Annotated in this window: 22 protein-coding genes; 16 read left to right on the top strand and 6 right to left on the bottom strand. The window is 33.9% G+C overall.

All coding sequences use genetic code 11. From position 1 onward, the window contains the following. Nucleotides 1–692: 692 nt before the first annotated feature. The 7 genes from AC1Q7L_RS12955 to AC1Q7L_RS12925 all read left to right on the top strand — a co-directional run bounded on the left by AC1Q7L_RS12955 (nt 693) and on the right by AC1Q7L_RS12925 (nt 6,787). A complete protein-coding gene (locus tag AC1Q7L_RS12955) occupies nt 693–1,361 on the top strand; it encodes an HAD family hydrolase (protein WP_492306292.1) in 669 nt (222 codons plus the stop codon). Between the two features lie 5 nt (nt 1,362–1,366). Then, nucleotides 1,367–2,191 (top strand): phosphoribosyltransferase family protein, encoded by an 825-nt coding sequence (locus AC1Q7L_RS12950; RefSeq protein ID WP_492306291.1) that lies wholly within the window; start codon nt 1,367–1,369, stop codon nt 2,189–2,191. Then, a complete protein-coding gene (locus tag AC1Q7L_RS12945; RefSeq protein WP_492306290.1) occupies nt 2,181–2,735 on the top strand; it encodes a TerD family protein in 555 nt (184 codons plus the stop codon). The genes AC1Q7L_RS12950 and AC1Q7L_RS12945 overlap by 11 nt, the downstream gene beginning before the upstream one ends. A 6-nt stretch (nt 2,736–2,741) precedes the next feature. Further along, nucleotides 2,742–3,920, top strand: coding sequence for a toxic anion resistance protein (locus tag AC1Q7L_RS12940; RefSeq protein ID WP_410692859.1), 1,179 nt, complete (start codon nt 2,742–2,744; stop codon nt 3,918–3,920). 166 nt (nt 3,921–4,086) lie between these two features. After that, complete coding sequence (locus tag AC1Q7L_RS12935) at nt 4,087–4,884, top strand: hypothetical protein (protein WP_492306289.1); 798 nt, start codon at nt 4,087–4,089, stop codon at nt 4,882–4,884. Between the two features lie 65 nt (nt 4,885–4,949). After that, nucleotides 4,950–5,561 (top strand): TerD family protein, encoded by a 612-nt coding sequence (locus AC1Q7L_RS12930; RefSeq protein WP_066751804.1) that lies wholly within the window; start codon nt 4,950–4,952, stop codon nt 5,559–5,561. A gap of 185 nt (nt 5,562–5,746) precedes the next feature. Further along, nucleotides 5,747–6,787, top strand: a complete 1,041-nt coding sequence (locus tag AC1Q7L_RS12925) for a TerC/Alx family metal homeostasis membrane protein (protein WP_492306288.1) — start codon at nt 5,747–5,749, stop codon at nt 6,785–6,787. A gap of 261 nt (nt 6,788–7,048) precedes the next feature. On the opposite strand, the gene AC1Q7L_RS12920 is transcribed toward AC1Q7L_RS12925, so the two are convergent. After that, on the bottom strand, nt 7,049–8,047 hold the full coding sequence (locus AC1Q7L_RS12920; protein ID WP_492306287.1) for a catalase family protein: 999 nt from the start codon (nt 8,045–8,047) through the stop codon (nt 7,049–7,051). Between the two features lie 175 nt (nt 8,048–8,222). On the opposite strand from AC1Q7L_RS12920, the gene AC1Q7L_RS12915 reads away from it, so the two are divergent. From AC1Q7L_RS12915 to AC1Q7L_RS12900, 4 genes are all read left to right on the top strand, one after another. Then, nucleotides 8,223–8,657, top strand: a complete 435-nt coding sequence (locus AC1Q7L_RS12915) for an FKBP-type peptidyl-prolyl cis-trans isomerase (RefSeq protein ID WP_492306286.1) — start codon at nt 8,223–8,225, stop codon at nt 8,655–8,657. Nucleotides 8,658–8,808: 151 nt separating this feature from the next. Next, nucleotides 8,809–9,759 (top strand): hypothetical protein, encoded by a 951-nt coding sequence (locus AC1Q7L_RS12910; RefSeq protein WP_492306285.1) that lies wholly within the window; start codon nt 8,809–8,811, stop codon nt 9,757–9,759. 66 nt (nt 9,760–9,825) lie between these two features. After that, nucleotides 9,826–10,236 (top strand): Rrf2 family transcriptional regulator, encoded by a 411-nt coding sequence (locus AC1Q7L_RS12905; protein ID WP_492306284.1) that lies wholly within the window; start codon nt 9,826–9,828, stop codon nt 10,234–10,236. Between the two features lie 57 nt (nt 10,237–10,293). Then, nucleotides 10,294–10,947, top strand: coding sequence for an NAD(P)-dependent oxidoreductase (locus AC1Q7L_RS12900; RefSeq protein WP_492306283.1), 654 nt, complete (start codon nt 10,294–10,296; stop codon nt 10,945–10,947). A 72-nt stretch (nt 10,948–11,019) separates the two neighbouring features. Here the strand turns inward: AC1Q7L_RS12900 and AC1Q7L_RS12895 are convergent, their stop codons facing one another. The 4 genes from AC1Q7L_RS12895 to AC1Q7L_RS12880 all read right to left on the bottom strand — a co-directional run bounded on the left by AC1Q7L_RS12895 (nt 11,020) and on the right by AC1Q7L_RS12880 (nt 17,105). Continuing rightward, nucleotides 11,020–12,057: a M23 family metallopeptidase gene (locus AC1Q7L_RS12895; protein ID WP_492306282.1), complete on the bottom strand. Its 1,038-nt coding sequence runs from the start codon at nt 12,055–12,057 to the stop codon at nt 11,020–11,022. A gap of 362 nt (nt 12,058–12,419) precedes the next feature. Beyond that, on the bottom strand, nt 12,420–13,445 hold the full coding sequence (locus tag AC1Q7L_RS12890; RefSeq protein WP_492306281.1) for a hypothetical protein: 1,026 nt from the start codon (nt 13,443–13,445) through the stop codon (nt 12,420–12,422). 80 nt (nt 13,446–13,525) lie between these two features. Next, the gene (locus AC1Q7L_RS12885; protein WP_492306280.1) at nt 13,526–14,842 is read right to left on the bottom strand and encodes a tail fiber domain-containing protein; all 1,317 of its coding nucleotides are present in this window, start codon (nt 14,840–14,842) and stop codon (nt 13,526–13,528) included. A gap of 667 nt (nt 14,843–15,509) precedes the next feature. Beyond that, a complete protein-coding gene (locus AC1Q7L_RS12880) occupies nt 15,510–17,105 on the bottom strand; it encodes a helix-turn-helix domain-containing protein (protein WP_492306279.1) in 1,596 nt (531 codons plus the stop codon). 315 nt (nt 17,106–17,420) lie between these two features. On the opposite strand from AC1Q7L_RS12880, the gene AC1Q7L_RS12875 reads away from it, so the two are divergent. The 3 genes from AC1Q7L_RS12875 (at nt 17,421) to AC1Q7L_RS12865 (ending at nt 20,759) form a co-directional block, all read left to right on the top strand. Then, on the top strand, nt 17,421–18,461 hold the full coding sequence (locus AC1Q7L_RS12875; protein WP_492306278.1) for an NAD(P)H-dependent glycerol-3-phosphate dehydrogenase: 1,041 nt from the start codon (nt 17,421–17,423) through the stop codon (nt 18,459–18,461). Nucleotides 18,462–18,755: 294 nt separating this feature from the next. Next, complete coding sequence (gene mqo, locus AC1Q7L_RS12870) at nt 18,756–20,261, top strand: malate dehydrogenase (quinone) (protein WP_492306277.1); 1,506 nt, start codon at nt 18,756–18,758, stop codon at nt 20,259–20,261. Between the two features lie 96 nt (nt 20,262–20,357). After that, nucleotides 20,358–20,759 (top strand): hypothetical protein, encoded by a 402-nt coding sequence (locus tag AC1Q7L_RS12865; RefSeq protein ID WP_066751760.1) that lies wholly within the window; start codon nt 20,358–20,360, stop codon nt 20,757–20,759. A 209-nt stretch (nt 20,760–20,968) separates the two neighbouring features. Here the strand turns inward: AC1Q7L_RS12865 and AC1Q7L_RS12860 are convergent, their stop codons facing one another. Then, nucleotides 20,969–22,546 carry a GMC family oxidoreductase N-terminal domain-containing protein gene (locus AC1Q7L_RS12860; protein ID WP_492306276.1) on the bottom strand — a complete coding sequence of 526 codons (1,578 nt, stop codon included), beginning with the start codon at nt 22,544–22,546 and terminating at the stop codon, nt 20,969–20,971. Between the two features lie 255 nt (nt 22,547–22,801). Here AC1Q7L_RS12860 and AC1Q7L_RS12855 point away from each other — a divergent pair, with 255 nt between their 5' ends. Then, nucleotides 22,802–23,419 carry a DUF1684 domain-containing protein gene (locus AC1Q7L_RS12855; protein WP_492306275.1) on the top strand — a complete coding sequence of 206 codons (618 nt, stop codon included), beginning with the start codon at nt 22,802–22,804 and terminating at the stop codon, nt 23,417–23,419. A gap of 8 nt (nt 23,420–23,427) precedes the next feature. Next, nucleotides 23,428–23,901 carry a GNAT family N-acetyltransferase gene (locus AC1Q7L_RS12850; protein ID WP_492306274.1) on the top strand — a complete coding sequence of 158 codons (474 nt, stop codon included), beginning with the start codon at nt 23,428–23,430 and terminating at the stop codon, nt 23,899–23,901. Nucleotides 23,902–23,917: the final 16 nt, after the last annotated feature.

Raw genomic sequence — 23,917 nt, 5'->3', positions numbered from 1 at the left:
AAAAAATTTAAGACAACCAACTTGAATTTTCGAAAGCTGGAAATTGGGTAGCAAAAAAGGCCTATCTGGATAGATAGGCCTTTAATTATATTTTGATTTTATAAAGGTCGATGCTATTCAGATAAATATTCAGTGCTACCAAAGAACACAGCTCTGATAGGATTGTTTAAAGTTATAATATTTATCATTTTTGTTGACATTGTTGATTGTTAATCGGTTGCGAAATTAGAAAAAATATTGAAACGACAAAAACTTTTTTTCAATTTTTTCAAATGATTGAAAATTTAAAGACATTATTTGCTAGATTATTTTTAACGCGATGATCGCTAGGTTTTGCTTAATCCTTTGAAAATATTTTTCGTTCGCAAAGGCACTCCGTTCAGCAAATGATAGCAGAACGCCTTAGCTGAGTGAAACGCCTTAGCGAACGAAAAATATGCTCAATAATTTTTAAAAAAAACTTTGCGAGCTTTGCGTTTAAAAAAAGAATTTTCCGCCATCAAATATTAAATTAAAATCACGAGAAATCATAAAAATATCTTAAAACATAGAAGTCATTTATCCATTAATAAGAAAAATTCTATCTTTGGGAAAACTGAAAATTTTAAACACGAATTGATGACAGCAAATAATAACCATTTAAAACATCTTTTTCAAGAAAAGCTAAATAAAAACTTTTAACTTAAACCATTTTGAAAACAGATATAGACATCCACAATCACTCACATTTTTCTTTTGATTTGTGGCTTACCTTAATAAAATCTCACCCTGAATTTAAAGCAAAAAGAGTTGAGCTGTTCTCCTCATTTTTTAACGTAAATAAACCGATTGAAGAAGTTGCGAAAGTCGTAAAATATTATGATGATCTTTGTAATAATATCAATGAAGTTTTGGGTGGGAATATCGATACTTTTGAGATTTATTTATTAATTTTAGGATCTTTAAATATTGATTTAAAGCAGATAAATAAAGAAAAACTAAATGACTTTTATCTGAAAAGTGAAGAGTTGTTTTTAGAATATAAACCTGTTGTTATTTTCGGAAATTTACATCAGTTTTTTGACGAAATTAAAAATCAGGGAAAAACAATTAATGTTTTAAGCAATACAGGATTTATTAAAGGGAAAACGATGAGAAAATTTCTGATCAATGAAAATTTGGATCAGTACATTGATTTCCATATTTATTCTGATGAATTGAATATTTCTAAACCGAATCCTCTTATTTTTCAGGAGGTAAAAAATAGAGTTAAAAATCAGGATCTACCAATGGATCAGATTTTGCATATCGGTGATAATCCGATTGCAGATTACAAAGGGGCAAAGGATTTTGGTTTTAATGCATATTTATTAAAAAACTAATAGAAATGAATAAAAGGTATAGTTTACACCACATTCATTCGGCGGATGAGTTTACTTTTTCGCCAGCAGAATACAGCTATTTCAAGTATGGCGATAAATCGTATGCTGAAAAATTTGCAAAAGAATTATTTGACGGATTTATTTCTGAACACGAAGAAATTTTAAATACAGATAAAGAAATCGTTGTGTTGCCAAGTCCATACATGGCGATTCCGACGGCTTCTAATTTTTTATGTTTTTATTTCAAAAAATATCTTGATTTTTATTTATTTCAGAAAGGAAAAAAATCGAGTATTTTATCAAAAATCAATAGGAATCATACCTACACAACAGATTACGGAAATTTAAGTTTTGAAGACCGTAAAAATCTGATTGCCAATGATACTTATTATCTTGATAAAGATTTTTTAAGAGGAAAACTTTGTATTTTTATAGACGATATTAAAATTACTGGAAGTCATGAATTTACAGTGAATAAAATTTTGGATGAATTTGATGTAAAAGCAGATTTTTTATTCATGTATTACGCTGAATTGATGAATTTTGAACTAGATCCCAAAATTGAAAACTTCTTCAATTACTACGCTGTGAAAGATGTAAAACATGTTGCAGAAGTAATGGTGAAGCCAAGTTTCCAGTTCAATACAAGGATTGTGAAATATATTTTAGGCCTGGATTCAAGTAATTTTGAGTATCTTACGTCTAAAGTAACAAAGGAACATATGGATAATTTGCTGGAACTTGCGATCAGCAATAATTATCATTTAATAAAAGAATACGAAAACAATATAAACACTTTAACGCAAACTGAATTATATTATGGCTATTAACTTACAAAAAGGACAAAGAGAAAACATAAACGCACCTAAATTTACTGTAGGTTTAGGTTGGGACACCAATAATACGTCTACAGGAACAGGATTTGACTTAGATGCGTCTTTATTTTTATTGGGCGAGAACAAAAAGTTAGTTTCTGATAATCATTTTATTTTTTATAACAACCTTGAGTCTCCGGATAAAGCGGTGATTCACTCAGGAGATAATTTGACGGGTGACGGAAATGGTGATGATGAGCAAATTAAAATCGATTTAACTAAAATTGATGATGCTGTAAAAGAAATTACAGTAGTAGTAACGATTCACGAAGCTGAAGCTAGAAAGCAAAACTTTGGACAGGTGAGAAATTCTTTCATCAGAATTTTTAATACAGAAACGAATGAAGAGATCTTAAAATATGAATTAGACGAAGATTTTTCAATCGAAACTGCAGTAGAATTCGGAAGAATTTACAACAGAAACGGAGAGTGGAAATTTGAAGCTGTAGGAAGCGGACAAAGAGACGGTCTGGATAAGTTTGTATCAATCTATCAATAATTTACCATGGATAATCAAGAAAACCAACCCATTGATCCACTTGGATCTATTGAACCTCTAAAGACATTCGAACCTACTCCAATGGCTCCTCCGACACCGGTTCAGCCGGCAGCTCCAAGCATGCCTCCGGCTCCGCTTGTAGACAGAGATGGAAATGTAAATTTGACTCAGTTACAGATTGAAGAACGTAAAAAATACGAGACTCTTGCAGATTCTATCGATGAATCTAACCCGGGATCTATCGTCAATTTTGGAGCTGATCTTCAAAGAACACTGTCTAATCAGAGTGATAGTTTCTTAGGAAATGTAAGAAGATCAAATTCCGGAGAAGTAGGAGAGCTTATCAATAATTTGTTGTTGGAGCTTAATTATGTAGATGTAGATGAATTGAATCAAAATAAATTCAAGAGCTTTTTAAGCAAACTGCCGTTCATGAAAAGTATTGTGGCGCAGATCGAGAATTTATTCACAAAATATGATAAGATCGTTAATAATATCGATCAGATCGCTTATAAAGTAAATGCCGGAATCATTACTTCTACTAAAGATAATGCTGTTTTGCAGACTATTTTTGAAAGTAATGTGAATGCCATCAAGCAGATCGAAGAATTGGTAATCGTCGGAAACCTGAGAATGGAAAAAGCGGGAGTAGAATTAGCTCAAATGGAAGCTGCTCCACAGACTTATCAGGATTATCAAATTGCTGATAAGAGAGATTTTATCGCGAGATTAGACAGAAGATTGGCGGATCTTAAAGTGGTTCGTTTGATTATGATGCAGTCTCTTCCACAGATCAGATTGGTTCAGAACAACAACGTTTCTATCGCTGAAAAAGCGCAAACTATTTTGACGACAACGTTGCCACTTTGGAAAAATCAGCTTTCATTGGCAGTTGCGATGTACAGACAGCAACAGAATATTGAGATTCAGCAGAAAGTTTCTGCTACGACAGAAGAAATTTTGAGAAAAAATGCAGAACGTCTGGGTCAGAATACAATCAACGTAGCAAGAGCAAACGAGCAAACGATCGTTTCTGTAGAAACATTGAGAGAAACAACTGCGAAACTTATCGGTACTTTGAACGAGGTGAAACAAATCCAAAAGCAAGGTGCAGAAGGCAGAAGAAAGCTGGATCAGGATCTACAGACATTGGAACACGAACTAAAAGCAAACGTCAGAGGATAATTAATACCGTATAAAGGTGGATGATGAAGCTATAACCATATTATCTCAGAGTAAAAGAAGATTAACAAAGCTTAAACTTCTTTCGAATTTTTTTGAAAATATTGATATCATATCGATTTATATTAAAACAGATATTATCGACAATCTATTTCGGGAAAATAAGGGATTGGATTATAGTAAACTTGAGCTTTTTCACCTCCAATATACAGACAGTTTAATAGAATTGCTGACGAAAATTAAACGTCAGAAAGAAAACGATCTGTTAACGGTAATTAATGAAATTGATGTTAATAATAAATATATTTCGGGTTTTGAGGAAGGCAGAGCAGACAGTTTTGAAACCGACAGGAAAATGTACAGCGGTGTATTTTCCAATCAGTTAAAAAGCCTTTATAAAGACCTTACAGAAGATAAATTTCGGGTGCAGTGGGACAATGTTCTGTATTTTTATAAAAAATATGCAACAGAATTTTACAGATCCAGTGTTGATGAAGAGCTGTTAAAATGTAGTGCAGTTCCATCGTATCAGTATTTGGATTATTCAATCGAAAGAAAACTGTTGGGAAGGCTTAATATTCAGGGTTTTAAAGTTCGTTTTATATGCGGTTACATTGTTACGGGTAATGAGTATGAACTTTTTAAGGTTTTTCAGTCGGACGATCATTTCATTTTTAATATTGAAGAAAAAAAAATGTACATGATTGATTCTAAAATGCTTGAAAAGATTGATGTTACACCCAATGAATCAAACCAAAGCTCAATTATTAATCAGTTGAGAAGAAAAAACGAACAGTTGGAAGATACGATCAATGAAAGAAAACGCATATTACCTGAAGCGGTAACAAATGTTTTGAAAGACTATCTCCGAAATCTCGAAAGTGTAGATATTATGAGCAAAATATTCGACATTAATGAAGAAACGAATATTCTTCGCGCGATGTTGAATTTAAATTTAAATAATTAATAAAAAGCTGAAAAGCAAAAGGCAAAATTTGCCCAAACAAATAATAAACAACTAAACATAAAAAGATGGCTATTAACTTACAAAAAGGTCAAAGAATAAACCTTACGAAGGAAAACGGTACAGCTCTTACGCAGGCTTGTGTTGGGATCAACTGGGGTGCAATTGAGAAAAAAGGTTTCTTCGGAGGAGTTACAAGAGAGGCGGTAGACTTAGACGGAAGCTGTATTTTATACGATTCTAATAAAAATTCTACTGAAGTAATTTATTTCGGAAACCTAAAATCTAAAAACGGTTCTGTAAAGCACAGCGGCGATGATTTAACAGGTGACGTAAATGGAGACGATGGTCTTGATAACGAAGTTATTACTATTGATTTCAGTCAGTTAGATGCTAGTGTAGAGCACGTTGCATTGGTTTTAAACAGTTATAGAGGTCAGGATTTCGGAACAATTCCTTTTGCTTCGATCAGAATTTATGAAGGAACTCCAACCAATGTAAGAGAAGTTTTTGCTAAATATGACATCGCAAATGATGCTTCTTTCAAAGGTCACGTTGCCATGGTAATGGGAGTTTTCTACAAGAGAAACGGAGAATGGAAATTCAACGCGATCGGAGATCCTACAGCAGACAGAAAATTAGAAGAAACGATTAAAACTGTTCAGCAGAAATATTTGTAAATAAATTATTGGTTTCAGTTCAATAGGAACGGGCTTTAGCCCGTTTACAACAAATAGGTTTCAAATTTGGCTTTAGCCAAAACTTATTAATTGAGCAGAAATTAATTATACATATTAAAATTAATTATTAGCAATAATTGTACATCATACAATTATTGCTTTTATCATATAATAACACATATATAGTGGAACAACATCAAAGTATTTTAGAACTGCACCCTGGTTTGGTGTGGGGGTTTGCGATAACGGTTGTTATCATGCTACTTCTGGATTTAGGAGTTTTCAACAAAAAAAGCCATGAAGTTTCTTCGAAAGAAGCTACGATCTGGTCGGTGGTGTGGATTTCATTATCAATGATCTTCTCAGGAGTGGTGTATTGGGTTTTCAATACAGACCGAACTCCGGTAAGCCATGCATTAGCAGTAGAAAAATTTACACAATATCAGGCGGCATATTGGGTTGAAAAAGCCCTGTCGGTAGATAATTTATTCGTATTTATCCTTGTTTTTGGATTCTTTAAAGTTCCAAAATACCTTCATCATAAAGTATTGTTTTGGGGAATTATTGGAGCGTTGATATTCAGAGCGATATTCATTTTTGCGGGAGTTGGATTGATCAACTTAACGTATTTACCGGAGATGACGATTTTTGGTCAGGCGGTAACTATTAATGTGGTAATGACCCTTTTCGGAATCTTCCTAATTTACGCAGGAATAAAATCTTGGGGTGGCGGAGATGACGGAGACGATGAAGATTTCGGAGATTCTGCAGGTGCAAAATTAATCAAAAGCTTTTGGAAAGTTTCTGATAATTACGACAAAGACAAGTTCTTCACCGTTCAAAACGGAATCAAAATGGCAACACCACTTTTAGTTGTAGTTGCGGTTATCGAGTTTACAGACGTTCTTTTCGCGGTGGATTCAATTCCTGCGATCTTTGCGATTTCAAATGACCCGTTTATCTTGTATACATCGAATATCTTTGCTATTTTAGGTCTTAGATCATTGTATTTCCTGTTAGCGAATTTCATTCACATGTTCAGCAAATTGCCGTATGGTTTGGCAATTATCTTATCTTTCATCGGAGTTAAAATGCTAATTGCACCGTGGATCCACATTTCATCACCAGTTTCATTAGGAATTGTGGGTGGAGTATTGGTGATTTCGGTTCTTTTATCAATCATATTCCCGGATAAAGACGAGGAAAAAGATAAAATTGAAGAATAATATCAATTAAAATTTAAAAATAGGAAGGCTTTACAAATTGTAGAGCCTTTTTTATTTGAATTTTTTTAGAAGCTTAATCCCGCTTTCCACTGTATCTTTTTGGCTACGGCTCCGCTTCGCTCCGCCGCAACCAAAAAGGATGTCGTTCCAATCGTGGCTAAGGTGGAAGTCATTATTTTCAATATTTGAAAATATCCATAAATTTTGTCATAGAAATCGGAATGACAAATGCTATACCTACTATTCATAATTCCCCTTAACCTAGTTATATTTCAACAACTTATTAATCTTAAGTCTCGTCTGCATAGAAACTTTATAGGCTTCATCCCGAAGTTTCTGTATTTTTCCGACAGGCTGAAAGAAGGCTTTACTTTCAAAAGGATTAAAAGAAAGCATTTCGTTTTCACAAGAACGTGGATCAAGCAGAGTGTTTTTTTCAATTCTTACTTCCCCGATTTTTATAAAAGGTGAATTTTTCCATTCAACATTCAGCTTATTGATCGGTTGATCCTCCAGATTATAACAAATTTGAATTAAAATATCAGCTGCAAATTCGTTAGATTGAAAATAACTCTCAATAGCATCTTTAACCTTTAATTTCTTTCCGAAATTTTTATCAACATATCTTGGACTCAGCTTTATTTTGATCATATTTTCTCCCAATCGGTAGGCACCAACAGAATGGTAATCGAAGGAAAGGAAAAAATCATTTTTATGAAGTAAAAGCTTGATGATATTCTTTAAAAACGAGCCTGTAAAAGTAGACGGAATCACTTTCAATATTTGTATCATTAATGAAAATGAACTCCATTTTTTAATGAAAAACTGATTAACTGAAGTAAATAACTTCAAAAAAGTACTTACAGAATTAATAGGAAATAAAGGAAAATTCACCAGCGGATAATTGGCAAGCAACTGACCGTTTTCATCCTTTATTTTCACGGAAAATCCATAAGCCGGAATATCTTTTTTACTATTTTTAACCTTTAAATGAGCATTGGAAAATCGAATCGTTAAATCAAATTTTTCCTTATCAAAAAACTGTTTCAGCTCATCGGGAATATTGGGATCAATTAAAAATTCACCTTTTGCAACGGCGTAGGTTTTTGCGTGAGCATTTCGGGTAGCATAATCAACATCGCTTACTGATGGGGACTGCTCAACAAAATCGGCAATGCTTTTTTTATTGATTTCGAGGAGTTCTTTTTCCTCGTCCGACAATTGGTCAAATTTCTTGTTATATTTTAGTGGATCTGGCATTTAGTTTTAAAATTCAATTATAACGCCAAGTTTCGAGATATACGTTAAAATAATATTAATCTTATTTGAATTTTTGGAGATGTTTAGAAATGAGGCAATTACGAGCTTCCAAAACTTCCATCATCCAGCTTCAAACTTCCCAATTCAAAATCTTATCTTTGTAAAAAATTAAATTATGGGAGTAGCAGATTTGTTATTTAAGCGTAAAAAAGAATTAGCAGAGAAAAACCTTAACGATGGTAAGGAATATATGGCAGAATACGGTAAAAGAGAAAGCGTAGTGCAATTGCCAAGCGGTTTGCAGTATGAAATAATTACCGAAGGAGACGGTGCAAAGCCAGGGCCTAAATCTATGGTAAAATGCCACTACCACGGAACTACAATTGGCGGAAAGGTTTTCGACAGCTCTGTAAAAAGAGGAACACCAGCTTCTTTTCCTTTAAACAAAGTAATTAAAGGTTGGACGGAAGCATTACAATTAATGCCTGTAGGAAGCAAATGGAGATTGATCATTCCTGCACATTTGGCGTATGGAGAGCAGGAAGTTAGCAAAGAAATTGGACCAAACAGTACCCTTGTTTTTGTTGTGGAATTGTTAGGAATTAAGTAATCCTACCTTACATATAAATTAAAAATTTACCTGAACTTCGGGTAAATTTTTTTATTTTGTTATATTCGTATTCATATAAAACTTCAATATTGCGGTCTGTCATTCCGACGATAGGAGGAATCTCTCTTATTATTAATAAAAACAAAATTGAATGAGAAAAATATTTTACCTTTTTACTGTTTTTAGCTTAATAACTTCCTGTGTTTCTAAGAAAAATCAGGCTATAAAACAGAACATTCTTACTTTGAAAGACAGTTATTGCAAGGCTCCTTTTCAATATAATTATTCTAATAGATTACCTTCATACAACTCAGATTCTATTTTGTTAGCGAATAAAGATCTTAAACCAATGTTTTCTGACCAGAGTATTTTGATTTTAAATGCGTTGGATAATCTGGATGAGGTTCATCAAATTATGGAACTTAAAAAAGATTCTTCTTTGAGTTCTCAGGTTAAAGTTTTACAGCTTAAAACAAGGATTAATAGTAAAATAACAATTTCCCTGACCGAATTGGACGCTGTAGCCGCAGAATTCGACTGTGAAGGCGAACGCGTTGCCCAAATTGGAAATTATGTAGATAATCTTAATGATTCAAAAAGTAATAAACTGATTTTATATTCAATTGTTGCAGGTGCGGCCGCATCTATCGCAGGAGGGATTGTAACAGATGATGCGTGGAGCAGTGCAATTGATATCGGTGGTGGAGCTTTGGGAGCCGGTTTTGGTTTGGCAACATTAAATCCGAAAGGTAAAAAAGTTGAATTCGTACATTCAAGAAACCTTTTAAGAGATATTTGGAAAGAAAAATTGGAATCTCCGAACTTTCCGCCGTTCATTTGGTATATGTACACTGAGAAAAAGTTCTCGAATAAAGAAACCCATTCTATTATTCAGAGTATGAAAGAAAGGTGGTTGCATTATCAGTTTGATGATAGTAAAACAGAAGCCGATCAGTCGGTTATTTTCAGTGATGGAGGGTATTACCGAGCCGATGATCTTCATAATCGGGCTGCCATGTTGAATCAAATGCAATCGGCCACACGAACGATTAATCAGAATATCAATTATTTATTGCTGGATTTAGATAAATTAATTCTTTAAGAAAAATTTAACTGTAATAAAATTTGTTACATTTAAAAATTTGTATACCTTTGTCATGTAATTAAGATGAACAATACAAGATTTGCTACGGCGATACATATTATGACCTTACTGGCCAAAAGTCCGCAGGAGTGGCTAACTTCTGAGTGGATGGCGGGTAGCATTAATATAAATCCGGCGGTTGTTCGTAAAGAGATTAGCGTTCTTCGGGAAGCGGGTTTAATTACGAGCAGACAGGGCAAAGAGGGTGGAAGCCAGCTTTCAAAAGGTGCAGATTCTATAATGATTTCTGAAATTTATTCAGCAGTGAAAAATTCTGAAGTGTTAGGAAAAAAAAATAATAATCCGAATCCTATTTGTAGCGTCGGCCGTGAAATCAATAATCATCTGAATGATTTGTTTGTAGAAACAGATCAATTAGTAGTAAAATTTTTAGGAGATAAGTCATTGAAGCAATTCACTGATCAGTTTGATTAAAATTTTTTAACTATAAATGTAACAAGTTTTATTACAATTAATTTAAAATAAAATAGTATGAAAAAAGTAGCAGTAATTGGGGCAACAGGATTTGTAGGAACCCAAGTCGTAAACGAATTAGCAAACAGAGGATATTCGGTAGAAGCTATCGTGAGAGATGCCTCTAAAGTGGAGCAAAGCGATAAAGTGTCTGCAAAAAGTATCGATGTAAATAATATAGATGAGTTGTCAGAAGCGTTAAAAGGAAGCGATGCGGTTATCAGCACATTCAATGCAGGTTGGACGAACCCGAATCTTTACAACGATTTCCTTACAGGTTCTGAAAACATCGAGAAAGCGGTTGAAAAAGCTGGTGTTAAAAGATTTATTACAGTTGGTGGGGCAGGAAGTCTTTATATTGCAGATGGCGTTCAGATTGTAGATACTCCGGATTTTCCTGAGGCATACAAACCGGGAGCCACTGCAGCAAGAGATTATTTAAATAAAATCAAAGAAAATAATACATTAGACTGGACATTCTTTAGCCCTGCTATCGAAATGAATCAGGCAAATGCAGGATCAAGAACTGGCAAATACAGAACATCTCTTGAAACTCCTGTTTTAAATGAAGAGGGTAGAAGCATCCTTTCTGTAGAAGATGTTGCGGTAGTTTTAGTTGATGAATTAGAGCAAAATAATCATATTCGCGAGCGTTTTACAGCTGCATACTAGTTTTTAGATATATTAAAATAGTTTCGGCGGCACCTATGGTGCCGCCGAAACTCTATAAAGCTCAAACTTTACTTATAAATTCATAAACAATTTCGGATTTACCGGCGTATTGTTTTTGTGTACTTCATAATGAAGATGCGGTCCTGTAGAACGTCCGGAATTTCCGGATTTTGCGATTACCTGACCCACTTTTACTTTTTCATTTACTTTCGCTACTAACTGAGATAAATGTCCGTATAATGTAGCTAAACCATTTCCGTGAGAAATGATTACACAGTTTCCGTAACCTCCTTTCTGTCCTGAGAAAATTACAGTTCCGGCAGCGGTTGCGATAACATCAGAACCAAAAGCAACACCAATATCTAATCCTTTGTGAAACTGCATCTGATCAGCCTCAGCAGGCGGATTATTTTTTTCAACAACAGGAACTTTAGACCCTGAATTTGAATTACTGGCAATAGATTTTGTAGAAGTACTTGCAGGAGCCGAAGCAACGGGAGCCGATTTTGGTGTAACCATTACTTTTACTTCTCGCTTATTTCCGTAACTGTCGGTTAATTCAATAGTTTTTTCAACAGGTTCTGCTTTTACTTCAGGTTTTGCGGCTGCGACAACAGCGGCAGGTTTAGATTCTGAAGATGCACCGGATCTTACGGATGCGTAAACAGTTTTGAAAGGAATAGGGTTCTTTCTGATTCCGAAATTTGATGAGATATGACCTTCAGTAGGCATTCCCAGTGGAACTTGCATTAATTTTTTCTGTAAGTCCATTAAATACTGGCTGTATCTGTTGGATTGTTTTGCCAGATAAACAGAACTTGAAATACTGTCTTTGCTAAGAATTGTTAGCTTTTCATTCGAAATATCTTTTGATTTTAAGAATGAATTAAGTTGAGCAACAGTTTGATCTACAAGACCTAAATCTGTTTTCATTTTTAAGTAATCTACACTGTCTTTTTCAGTGTTTATTTTTACAAGGTTTACTTCATAGGTTTTATCATCTCTATCAGAAAATAATTTAGCTATGAAAATTCCCTGCGCAAAAACTACTAATAAAAGTCCTCCCAGAAGGATATTTACGTTCTTCTTGCTGCTTAGAAATTTCTTCATATTTCTTCTCTTAGTATATTAAAAAAACGGTTTTAAGCTTGCAAATTTAATTAAAAATAAGTTTTAAGGGCTATTTTTTGATAAATATCTAACGTATTTGTTATTTAGATGTCATCAAGCAAATATTTATTCACCCCATTTTTTTAACTTAATTGCTATCTTAATTAACGATAAATCTCCATTTCTATTGTTTAATTTTCTGATAATAAAATATCTGAATGTTAAATTTTAAGATCGAATTTGAACTTAACTGTAACATTAAAAAACGCCCGGAGATTAAACCGGACGTTGTTTTGATATGAAATTTTTAAATCTTATTAATTTTTGATTTGAATAATCTCATTCTTGAAACACTCACTAAATTAAAGCCCCGATTTAATTGTTTGATAACCGAAACTGAGGTTTGTTCCAAGAACATTTATAGTCATTCCTCCTAAGAAGTTAACGTTAACAGTGGTACTTACTCTATAGAGAGACCATGTAAGTGTATTTACTCCGGGATAAATCCATCCTGCATACACTACCATCCTTAAGTTAGCAGCTGCATAAAATACTGTAGCTCCTGGGAAATAAATAGGTGCTCCGTTGGTGGCAACAACTCTTATTCCATTTATATAATTATATTGGAAAGAGCCTAAAACCTGTGGAGAACCAGTATAAGAACCGTTCCATATTGCCGGAGATGATGAATTATGATAATAAGTAACATTGCCATAACTAACGGGATAATTGGGTGCAATATTAAAACCTACACTTGTGATAGTTAAAGGCACAGGTGCTAAAACACTTACGGTTAGATTACAACTAATCCCGGCTACGGTAATAGGTATGTTGATGGTGCCGTTTGCGGTAGGTGTTCCACTCAGATTAAAAACAAGATTGCCATTCCCGGTTGCAAAGTTTCCTGCCGGTAAATCTGCGGTAATACCGTTCGCGCTCCAACTTCCTGCCGGATAACTTCCTCCATTTCCACCTGTGTAGGGGATGGTTCGTGTAACTCCAGCAGGGATAGCTTGACTTTCGCTAATTGTGTTGTCAGACTGTGATCCACCGTTACAAGACAAAGTCGTAAGAGTTCCAATGCAGGTTTGATTAGTACCCGATCCTGTAAAATCTAGCCAGTTGGTACCTTGAAAATCAATTCCTCCCAAAGCTGCTAAATCTGCGCCTTGTGCATACCAATTGCTGTTCAGTGTTACATTTACAGAGGCATTTATGATTTTATTGGAAGATGAATTGTTATATATGGCAGGCGGGCTGTTCCATGTGGAGCAATTGTTCCATGCACCGTTGACTGTTGCTGTGTTATTCTGCGCATTGAGCGGCAGTATCATCAGCATCAGGATTAATGCGAGTAGCTCCTGTATGGTTTTTTTTAATTTTTCCATTGTTATATATTTTAATTATGGATCAGTTATGCACAGTGAATATTTCAGCAACTGTTACAAATAATCCTTAAAATTTATTCTTATTTGGTAAGCTTGTTTACCTGTGCCTGTAATGTCTTTATCTGTTCCTGCTGTGCTTTGATTGCTTCGATAAGTGCTGGAACTAGAGCTTGGTAATTCACAGCTTTGTAACCTTCCTTGTTGGTTGTTACTGCTTCCGGGAATACTTTTTCAACTTCCTGTGCGATTACTCCCATGTCGTGACCTTTACCGAGTGACTGATTAGGAAATTCAGATGCATCTTTCCAATCGTACGTATATCCGCTTAATGACAATACTTTTTTCAAGGCATTTTCAATTGGGACGATGTTCTTTTTAAATCTAAAATCGGAAGGTCCTTGAATTCTATTAGCTGTAATCGTACCATTTACTTGTAATAAAGAAGATGGGGTAGTAGTTCCAATACCTACATTATTGGTAAGGGTTGCAGGATATAAGTTACTTCCTGTAAGTGTCCATAAACTGGCAGCGCCTAAGCCTGTTTTTGGAATTGTTTTAAATACACCTGTACTGGTAACTGCCAATACGTTTGGTGCGGTAAGATCCTCATTCAGACCTTGTACACGTACCGGATCAAAACCTAGCTCAGGAATAATATGAAGTCTATGACTAGGATCTGCTCCCAAAAGACCTATTCCTAAATAACCATAACCACTTAACACCATGCCCGGTGCTTCGGTAGCAGTAGAGGCAGCATGAAACTGAAGTATGCCCGGGCTTATCCCAAGACCATAAAAATCAGCATTTCCGCCGTTATAGATTGCGAATTTCTTTCCGTTAACATCTGTTTGATTGGCTCCGAAGGTATTATTACTCAAACTTAATTCGTTAAATGGAGCCGAATTATTAATACCTATTCTGTTGTTTAAAGCATCAACTGAAAATGTACCGCCATCTACACTAAACTGGTTTACCAATTGTGTTGTTCCAGGATTAAAGCTTAAAGTTCTATCAGCCATTGATACAACACGATTTGTGGCTAAAGAGCCGTCATGTTGGTATAAATTGATATCAAATTTCTGCCACAAAGTTCCGTCCCAATAATAATAACCAGGAGCGCTAATATTAGCAGAAGCAGGTGTAGTTGGGGCTATTGGTTGAGCCGAAGTTGCATAAACTATAGCACCACTTTGCGCTGTGGTGTAAAGTGAACTGCTGGTAGCGGTTTTAATTTCCAGTCCTGTAAGTCTCGGAGCAATGATACCTTCTGCGGTAGTTGCATTCCCTTTAGCTGTAACATCGAATGTTGCTGCGGGGGTTGTTGTGTTGATACCAACTTGCGCGTAAGAGTATACACCTAAAAATAGTGTGACAGCCAGCGATAATTTTTTTTTCATAATAGTGGTTTAATAAATTATAAATGTTAGCACATTGCTTTTTTGAATGGTTGATTTGTGGTATTACTCTGAGGAATAGAAGGAGTAACTCTTCATACTAATTCAGTAATTAAAGTGAAAGTTGTTAATACTTGTTTTTTCATTTTTGTAATTTTTAGAATCTTAGTCTAAATTTTTTGTGTAATGATTTGCTGTATTCCAGATTTGGAATAGTAGGACTCAATTATGTGTTTAATTAATTGGGAAATTTTAATTGTAATAGAATCATTTGCAGCGTATGATAAAAGGGAAATTTTATGGTTGATTTCTACATTAGTTTTTAACTGAAATAGAAAAGTATTTTAATAGGATGGGGAGTTTTTTTAGATGGTTTTTAGTTTAAATGTTACTATGCTTAACATTGTTTTGCAAATTTATCTGAAACTAGTTCATCAAAAAAGAAAGACCCTTCTGTTTTTCGGAAAATCAAAAGGGTTGTGTTTGTAAATATTTGATTTTTAATAATTTAAATTTTAATAGTAGCAAATGGAATAATCCCGATTTAATGAAAATCAAAAATAAATTTTGGATTTATATTAAAAAATAGGATGAAAAAGCATGAAAAAAGCCTGCACTTTAGTAAAGTACAGACTCATGTAAAAAATTAATAATTGTATCGAAATTATATTTAAATTTTCTTTGCTTTTTCCTGTTCAATAAAAGAAATAAAAGTAGAAGGTGAAATACCTGTAATAGATTTAAAAATAGTTGCAAATGCACTGTGCGACGAAAAACCGCATTCCTCGGCCAAAGCTCCCATTTTATATTTTCTGTGTTTTTCTGAAGTATTCAGTTTGTGAATGATGTAATTGATCCTTAGTTTATTGACATAATTCTTAAAATCAGTGTTTTTGTATTTTTTCACCACATAAGAAATGTATTTGCTGTTTGTGTTGAATTCCGTAGCAAGGAAAGAAAGAGAAATGTAGCTTTGATTAAACATTTCGTCTTTTTCAAACTGATCAAGATATTCCAGTATTTTTGTTTCTGTTTCTTTATTAATGGCAATATCTGTCTGTTTATTTTTAATGTCAATTTCATCTAAGATAGTTTCTTCTTCACTTTCATCAATTGCTGAAGTATCAATCTTTGTTTCTAAAACATATTCTTCTTTTTCCTTGTAATGATCAATGATCGTTTTAAACTTAAGATATTCTGCTTTCTGCTTCTTTTTATTAATAATAAAAATTACGATAAGGCTTAAAATCAGGAGAGAAGCAATGCCAATGGCTATATTTTTTGAACTGTCCCAAATTGCATATTGATGGTTTTCGTTTTCAATTTTATTATAGTCGGTGTCAACGGTGTGACTGTGATTTTCAGCTTCCTTCCAATTTAATTCAGCTAACTTTTTCCTGTAAATGGAAGCTTTTTTATACTGATCTGTTTTTTCATAATATTCTGAAATATCATTGTAAATTCTTCTTTTCATTTCAGGATGATCAGTTGTTTCTGCAAATTTTAATGCTTTTAAATAAAACTTTTCAGCTTCATCATGTCGTTTTTGTGAAAATCTTATTTTTCCTAGACCTTCTTGAACAAGTGCAGTCACATAATAAGCTTCGGGAAGATTTTTTAAAGCGATTTGATAATGTTTTTCCGCAAGGTCATAGTTTTTTAAATAAAAACAATATACTTCTCCAAGCATTTGATGCGTTCTTCCCAAGTTGATTTGATCTTCCGGAATTTTTGAACAATACTTCAGAGATTGAGTAAGATAAGTAATGGCAGCCGTATAATTTTTATTATTATTAATTTCATAATATGCCAATTCCTGTAGAAAAAGTGACTTTACCTGTGCTTGTTTCTGAATATCATTGATTTTATCGGCTGTTTTTAGTCCCTCGTCTGCATACTTTTTAGATTGATGTAGTAGTCCGATAATTCTGTATTCGGTCGCCAAAAGTCCGCAGATTTTTGCCTGAAGTTCATAATTATCTGTTGTATCAAGAATATCTTTTGCTTTTTCCGCAAATTTGATACTTTCGTTGTATTTACTTTGCTGCATGTAAAGACTGGCGGTCAGCATGATACTTCTTCCTTCATGTTGAGGTGTTGTTGCAGCTAAAGTCATAGAATCTGCAATTTTCAGTGCTCGGGGCATATCTTTAGCCGCGATTTCTGTTAAGGTGGTCATGTACAGTTTTTCGTAAGGATCATCAGTTTTTTGTGCCCATATTGCTGTAGAATATAGGAATATGATAATGAGTAAGTTTTTCGTCATAATTTAATTAAGGATTGAAAAAATTCTATTAAAATTTAATTTTAACAAAGATAATTTGAAAATAATCGATTATGATTGTTTTTATTTACATATGGTGTCTATTGTGAATAAGATTTATTATAAGCAACTAACGATAACTTTTTGAACAGTTTTAAAAAAGTCTCAATCAAAATGAAATAGACTCTAGTAAAAATTAATTATTAAGATTTTAATTATGCTCTGAAGTGTTAATTTTTTCAGAAAATAACGTTTATCGTCGTTGGAAAAGCTTTGTTGAATCTTTGTTTTAATATATTTGCAGTTCACATTTCAATTATGGCGAAAAAGAAAATAATTTCAGAATCTTCAAATCCTAAAAAGAATAAAAATGAAGTTTCCGTGGGTGTTGTGGGAAGTGGAAGTTTTGCAACGGCGATCGTAAAAATGCTTGTTGAAAACTGCAAAGTGGTGCATTGGTGCGTAAGAAGTGAGTTTGTGAAAGGCGCGATCGAACTTCGTGGCCACAACCCGAACTATCTTACAGCGGCAACTTTTAATCTTAAAAATTTAAAATTAACAACAGATATCAACGAGTTGGTTTCTGCGTGTGATATTGTGGTTTTGGCAACACCGTCAATTTATTTATCTGATACTTTGGATAAAATGAATTGTGATTATAAAGACAAAATTTTCGTTTCAGCGATCAAAGGAATTATTCCTAAAGTGAATGATGTTGTAGCACATTATTTAAGAGACGAATTTAAAATAGGTTTCAGAAATCAGGCTGTAATTGCAGGACCTTGTCACGCAGAAGAGGTAGCGATGGAGAGGCTTTCTTACCTTACCATTGCGACAGTAGAAGATGAGGTTTCTGAGAAGTTATTTAATATTTTCAACTCAGATTTCATTAAAGTACATTCAAGCAAAGATGTTTTGGGTAATGAATACAGCGCGATCCTGAAAAATATTTTCGCGATCGGAGCCGGTATTGCAAGTGGATTAGGCTATGGAGATAACTTTACGGCTGTTTTCGTATCCAACGCGATCCGTGAAATGGAAACTTTCCTGGAAGCGATCTATGAAGCACCAAGAGATGTTAACGAAAGTGCTTATTTAGGCGATTTATTGGTAACAGCGTATTCATTATTCTCAAGAAACAGAAGCTTAGGAAACCTTATCGGAAAAGGATATACCGTAAAATCTGCGATCCAGTCCATGAACATGATAGCGGAAGGATATTACGCTGCAGATTCTATCTATAGAACAGCAAAACAGAAAAACCTTAAACTTCCGATTGTAGATACGATTTACGGAATTTTATATGAAGGTAAAAATGCAGAAAAACAGTTCAAAAAACTGACTACAAAATTGAATTAAGAAAAATTTAAATCAAAATACAGAAACTTCGGTTTTGCTAAGGTTAAAATGTCTATTACAAATGTGTTTAGATTTAAACCGAGCAAAATCGGAGTTTTTATTTTAAAATTGAATAAATTTCACCTATTTTTTAGGAACTAAATTTATCATTCCAATCGGTTAGAATAGATAATTTCCATCATATTTTTTGGATAATTAAAACATTAAATTTATCTAAAAATTAACGTGTTAAAATCGTTAAATGCACCTAAACTTCTAAAACTTTTCCCGAAATTTGATATAAAATTTAGAATTATGTCACAATCGCTTACGAGCAGAACGCCGAAACCAAAATACGACGTTGTACTAATAGGTGGCGGAATTATGAGTGCCACTTTAGCTACATTATTACACGAATTTGATCCCAATCTTGAGATCGCCATCTTCGAAAGGTTGGGCAGGTTTGCTAAAGAAAGTACCGCAGCATGGAATAACGCAGGAACTGGTCACTCCGCTTTTTGTGAACTTAATTATACCCCTGAAAAACCGGACGGAACAATAGATATTTCAAAAGCAGAAAGCATTGCAGAGCAGTTTGAGATCTCAAAACAGTTTTGGTCGTATTTATTAACCAAAGGATATATTCAGGAGCCAAAAGATTTTATTAATTCTTGTCCGCACATGAGTTTGGTATTCGGTGAAAAAGACGCTGAATATTTAAAAAAACGTCACGATAAAATGTCAGAATCTGTTCTGTTTCACGGAATGCAGTTTTCGACAGATCACGACAAATTAAGAGAATGGATTCCTTTAGTAATGAGCAAAAGAAACGAGTCCGAAATAATGGCTGCTACCAAAATGGATCTTGGAACAGACGTAAATTTTGGTTCTTTAACGAGAAAAATGGGAAGGCATTTGTTGGAAGATTCTAATGTTGAGGTTTTCTTATATCATGAAGTAAAAGACATCGATCCAAAAGAAAACGGACAATGGGAAATGAAGGTGAAAGACAGAATTCACAATCACAAACAGGAAGTTGTTGCAGATTTTGTGTTTATTGGAGCTGGAGGTTATGCGCTTCCGTTGTTGGATAGTTCAGATATTAAAGAAAGCGAAGGTTACGGAGGTTTTCCTGTTTCAGGAGAATGGTTGGTAACACATAATCCTGAATTGGTAGAAAAGCATCAGGCGAAGGTGTATACTCAGGCTACTGTAGACGCGCCGCCAATGTCGGTTCCACACTTGGATTTAAGAATTATTGATGGTAAAAAAGCATTGCTTTTCGGTCCATTTGCAGGTTTTTCAACCAAATTCCTGAAAGAAGGAAGTTATCTTGATCTTCCTGAAAGTGTTAATACTAAAAATATCAGATCTCTATTCGGTGCTTGGTGGCATAATATTCCTTTAACGAAATATCTTGTTCAGCAGGTTGCGATGACTAAGGCTCAAAGAATACAGCATTTAAGAGAATTTGTTAAAGATGCCAACGAAGCAGATTGGGAATTGAAAGTTGCCGGACAAAGAGTTCAGGTCATCAAAAAAGATGAAAAAGACGGTGGAAAACTAGAATTCGGAACTGAGGTCGTTGTAAATAAAAGCGGAACAATCGCTTCATTATTAGGAGCATCTCCCGGAGCATCTACAGCAGCTTACGCAATGTTGAATGTTCTTGAAAAATGTTTCTCCGAAAAACTTCACGGAAAATGGAAAGACAAATTATTAGAAATGATTCCATCTTACGGACAAAAATTAGCCGGAAACCCTGAACTGACCGAAAAAGTAAGAAATTATTCTAAAGAGAAATTAGAATTAGAATATTAAACATAGGTAATAAGCAATGGGCAATGAGTAATAAATGATTAATTTTGCGATTAGTCATTACTTATTGCCCATTACTAATTATTCATCATAAAGAAAATGTCAGACACGCTTGTAAAACCCGTTATTGCTAAAGAATTACTGGAATCTCTTCAGACAAAAATAGAAGAAGAGAAGCAGGTAATTGTGCATTGCTGTTTTCCTGCGTCTCCGTTTTTGGGTAATTTGATCAGAATTTGGAACTCAACCTATCTTTTTGACAATAATTCTGACCATAAAAGTAAATTGATCCACGCAGAAAACATCTCCTTATCTCCAAACTGGACGGTCGTTCCTTTTATGAAGGATTTTTGGTTTACCTTAATATTTTCAGGACTTCCGAAAGACTGCAAAAGCTTTGATCTGATGGAAGTAATTCCCGAAGAAGGCGGATTTTTTGTAGAATCTATTAAAAGAAATTCTTTGGACGTTTACCGTGTGAAAATTTCAGAAGCATATTAATCTAGCATTATTCTCAATTTAATATAATTGAAACTCTTAGTGAACTTCGCTGAGTGAAACGCCTTTGCGAACTTAAAAATATTTAGTAGTCAAAAAAAACTTTGCAATCTTTGCGTTAAAAAAAATCAAAATATTTAGCAAAAAAAAAAATCAACTCCATTAATCCAATGAAGTTGAAAAATATTTTAATAATCTTAAATCAGAATAATTTAAGCAAATTCATTCTGTTTGATAAGATTTTCAATACAATATTCTGAAATTGCAACAATCGTTACAAAAGGATTTACACCAATCGTTCCGGGAATCAAAGAACCATCCAAAACATATAAATTATCATGTTCCTTTAATTTTCCATATTGGTTGGTTGCTTCTCCCAACACACAACCTCCGAGCGGATGATAACAAATATCTGCCCCGAAACCATTGTCAAAAAGGAGATGCGCTCTTGTTCCTCCATTGGCTTGATTCATCTTTTTTACGAAATAATCAGCATTTTCTTTCATTTTTTCAGTGTGGGTTTTATTCCAGTCTAACACTAATTTTTTATTGACTTTATCATAAGAAACCTGGCCTTTTTTGTCAACTCTGTTGATCAATAAATATAAACCGGTTGCAACATCCATTCCCATTGGAAGAGGAGCAATTTCCGTGAAAAACGGATGTTCCTTATCATCCCAATTATCAACACCTCCAACAGGAATTGTAGATTGTTGAGATCCTGTTCCTCCGTGTAAAGGATTTACAAAGTTTCTTCCGGTCATGAAGTTCCCGTTATTTCCCCAGTTTTTTCCGATATTCTGACCAATAGGGAAGTCATTCATAGCATTAGAACGGAGCAGAAGTTTCAACGTTCCCATTGTTCCGGCAGCTATAATCAGTTTTTTACAGTGAAAAACTTTTTCAGAAACCACATCTCCTGAAGTATTGATGTTTTGAGCATTCAGCGTATAGGTTTTATCTGCATTTAGCTTGATATTATCAACATAATGAAGATCAAGAATTTCAAGATTTCCGGTATCTAAAGCTTTTTTAAGATACGTTTTATCCAAACTGTTTTTACCATAATTATTTCCATAAATAACCTCAGTATTCAGAGCAGAACGCGGAACCTCATTTTTATATTCCTTTTCCATGTATTTAAAATCATACACATTCGGAACTCTCATCGTTTTGAAACCCGCTTTATGAGCTTCTTCTTCACCAACTCTTGTAAATTTATAGTAAGGGCAATCGTTTAAAAATTGCTCATCGATAACATTAACTTTAAGCTCTTTTCGGGCTAATGGAAAATAGAAATCATAAAATTTTGAAGCGTCAAGATTAGGAAAAACTTCTTTAAAATAAGTCTCTTTTGGAGTAACTGCCATTCCGCCGTTTACGAGTGAGCCTCCGCCGACACCTCTTCCCATCCAGATGTTGATGTTTTCAAATTCCAATTTGTCCAAAGCTCCCGTAAAAGGTGTTAAATTGAAGAGATTCATAAACGGAGCAATGGTTTTCTTTCTCAGCCAGGCCGCACTTTTCCCGGGTTTTAATAAATTAGAATAAGGAATTCCTGATTTCTCCCAGTTAAGTCCCATTTCCAACATAAGCACCTTTTTTCCGGCTTCACAAAGTCTTAGTGCGGAAACTGCACCGCCATATCCGGAACCAATAATAATGATTGGGGCTTCAATTTCTTTTTGTTCGATAGATTTCGGTTGCGCTGCCTTAAAAAGGTTGGAGTTTAAAAAATAAAAACCGCCAACGGCAAGAAGGCTAGATTGAATAAATTTTTTTCTGTTCATTTGTTTGCTATGTTTTTTCTTCTCTCCCTATCCAAAAAACATGCTAGAGAATTAATTTGTTCTTATTTTGTATTAAAATTTTCATTATTGATGTTTATATTGGTTTTATTTTGAGTTTTTATTTAAAATAATCTTTATTTAAATTTGTTTAATGAATTTTATTTTTAAAGAAGAAAATGAGCGGATTGTAATATATTTTTAATCTTTATCAAATTAAAATTTCATAGTTTTAAATTTTAATTACTAAATGAGTTTATGAAAAAATACATATTGATAATGTTGATGTTTCCATTGTTTGTTTTCTCTCAAAAAATGGTTTCAAAAGATGTAATGGAGGTCAAAAAATTTCAGGAAGACCTGAATGCAGAATATCTTAATTCTAAAGAAACACCTTTGCGTGGAGATAATTTTACCAATTTTAAAGGACATCCATTCTTTCCTTTTAGTCCAAAATATAAGGTCACTGCAAAATTTGTTAAGACTAAAAGCCCCAAACCTTTTGATCTTCCAACATCATCCGGAAAAACAAAATCTTACAGAGAATACGGAAAAGCAACTTTTGAGCTGAACGGGAAACCGTATACTTTAACCTTATATCAAAGTTTAGATTTAATCAAACAAAAAAAATACAAAGATTATCTTTTCTTGCCTTTCCGAGATCTGACAAATGAAAAAGAAACCTACGGCGGCGGAAAATATATGGATCTAACGATTCCCAAAGGAAATACAATCGTTCTGGATTTTAATAAATCTTACCAGCCATTTTGTGCCTACAATGCTTATGATTACAACTGTCCGATAGTTCCCGAAGAAAATAAACTTCCTGTGGAAATTCGGGCAGGCGTAATGTATGAAGACATTTATCATCATTAAAATCTAATATGATTAAATTAAATTTTTTCAAGCGGGAAGACTTATCGGAAGTGAGTTATACTTTAGATGAAGTTCAGTTAAAATATACCTCCACAGCAGAGTTTGCTATAAATAGAATAAAAGAAAGAAATACCAACTTAGAATTTCCCATAACCATTTTTGAGGATGAAAAAGCGGTAGGTTTCTTCACATTGGATTTCGGAAAAGATAAACTTGACCTTACGGATAATCCAAATTCTACGTTGTTGAGGTCTTTATCAATCAATCCAAAATGTCAAGGCAGAGGAATTGGAAAAGCTTCCATGATCCAAATTGATGATTTTGTAAGAGAAAATTTCAAAAACTGTGACGAAATAGTATTAGCTGTAAACCAAAATAATTTGACTGCTTACGAACTTTACATCAAGGTTGGTTATTTGTACGACGGCAAAAGCAGAATGGGCAGAAGCGGTCCTCAATATCTGATGTATAAAAAACTTTAAAACCTTACCCATCAAT

It is taken from the genome of Chryseobacterium sp. GW823-FHT05E08 (genome assembly GCF_058795655.1).
This window is presented reverse-complemented; position numbering and strand designations above follow the sequence as displayed.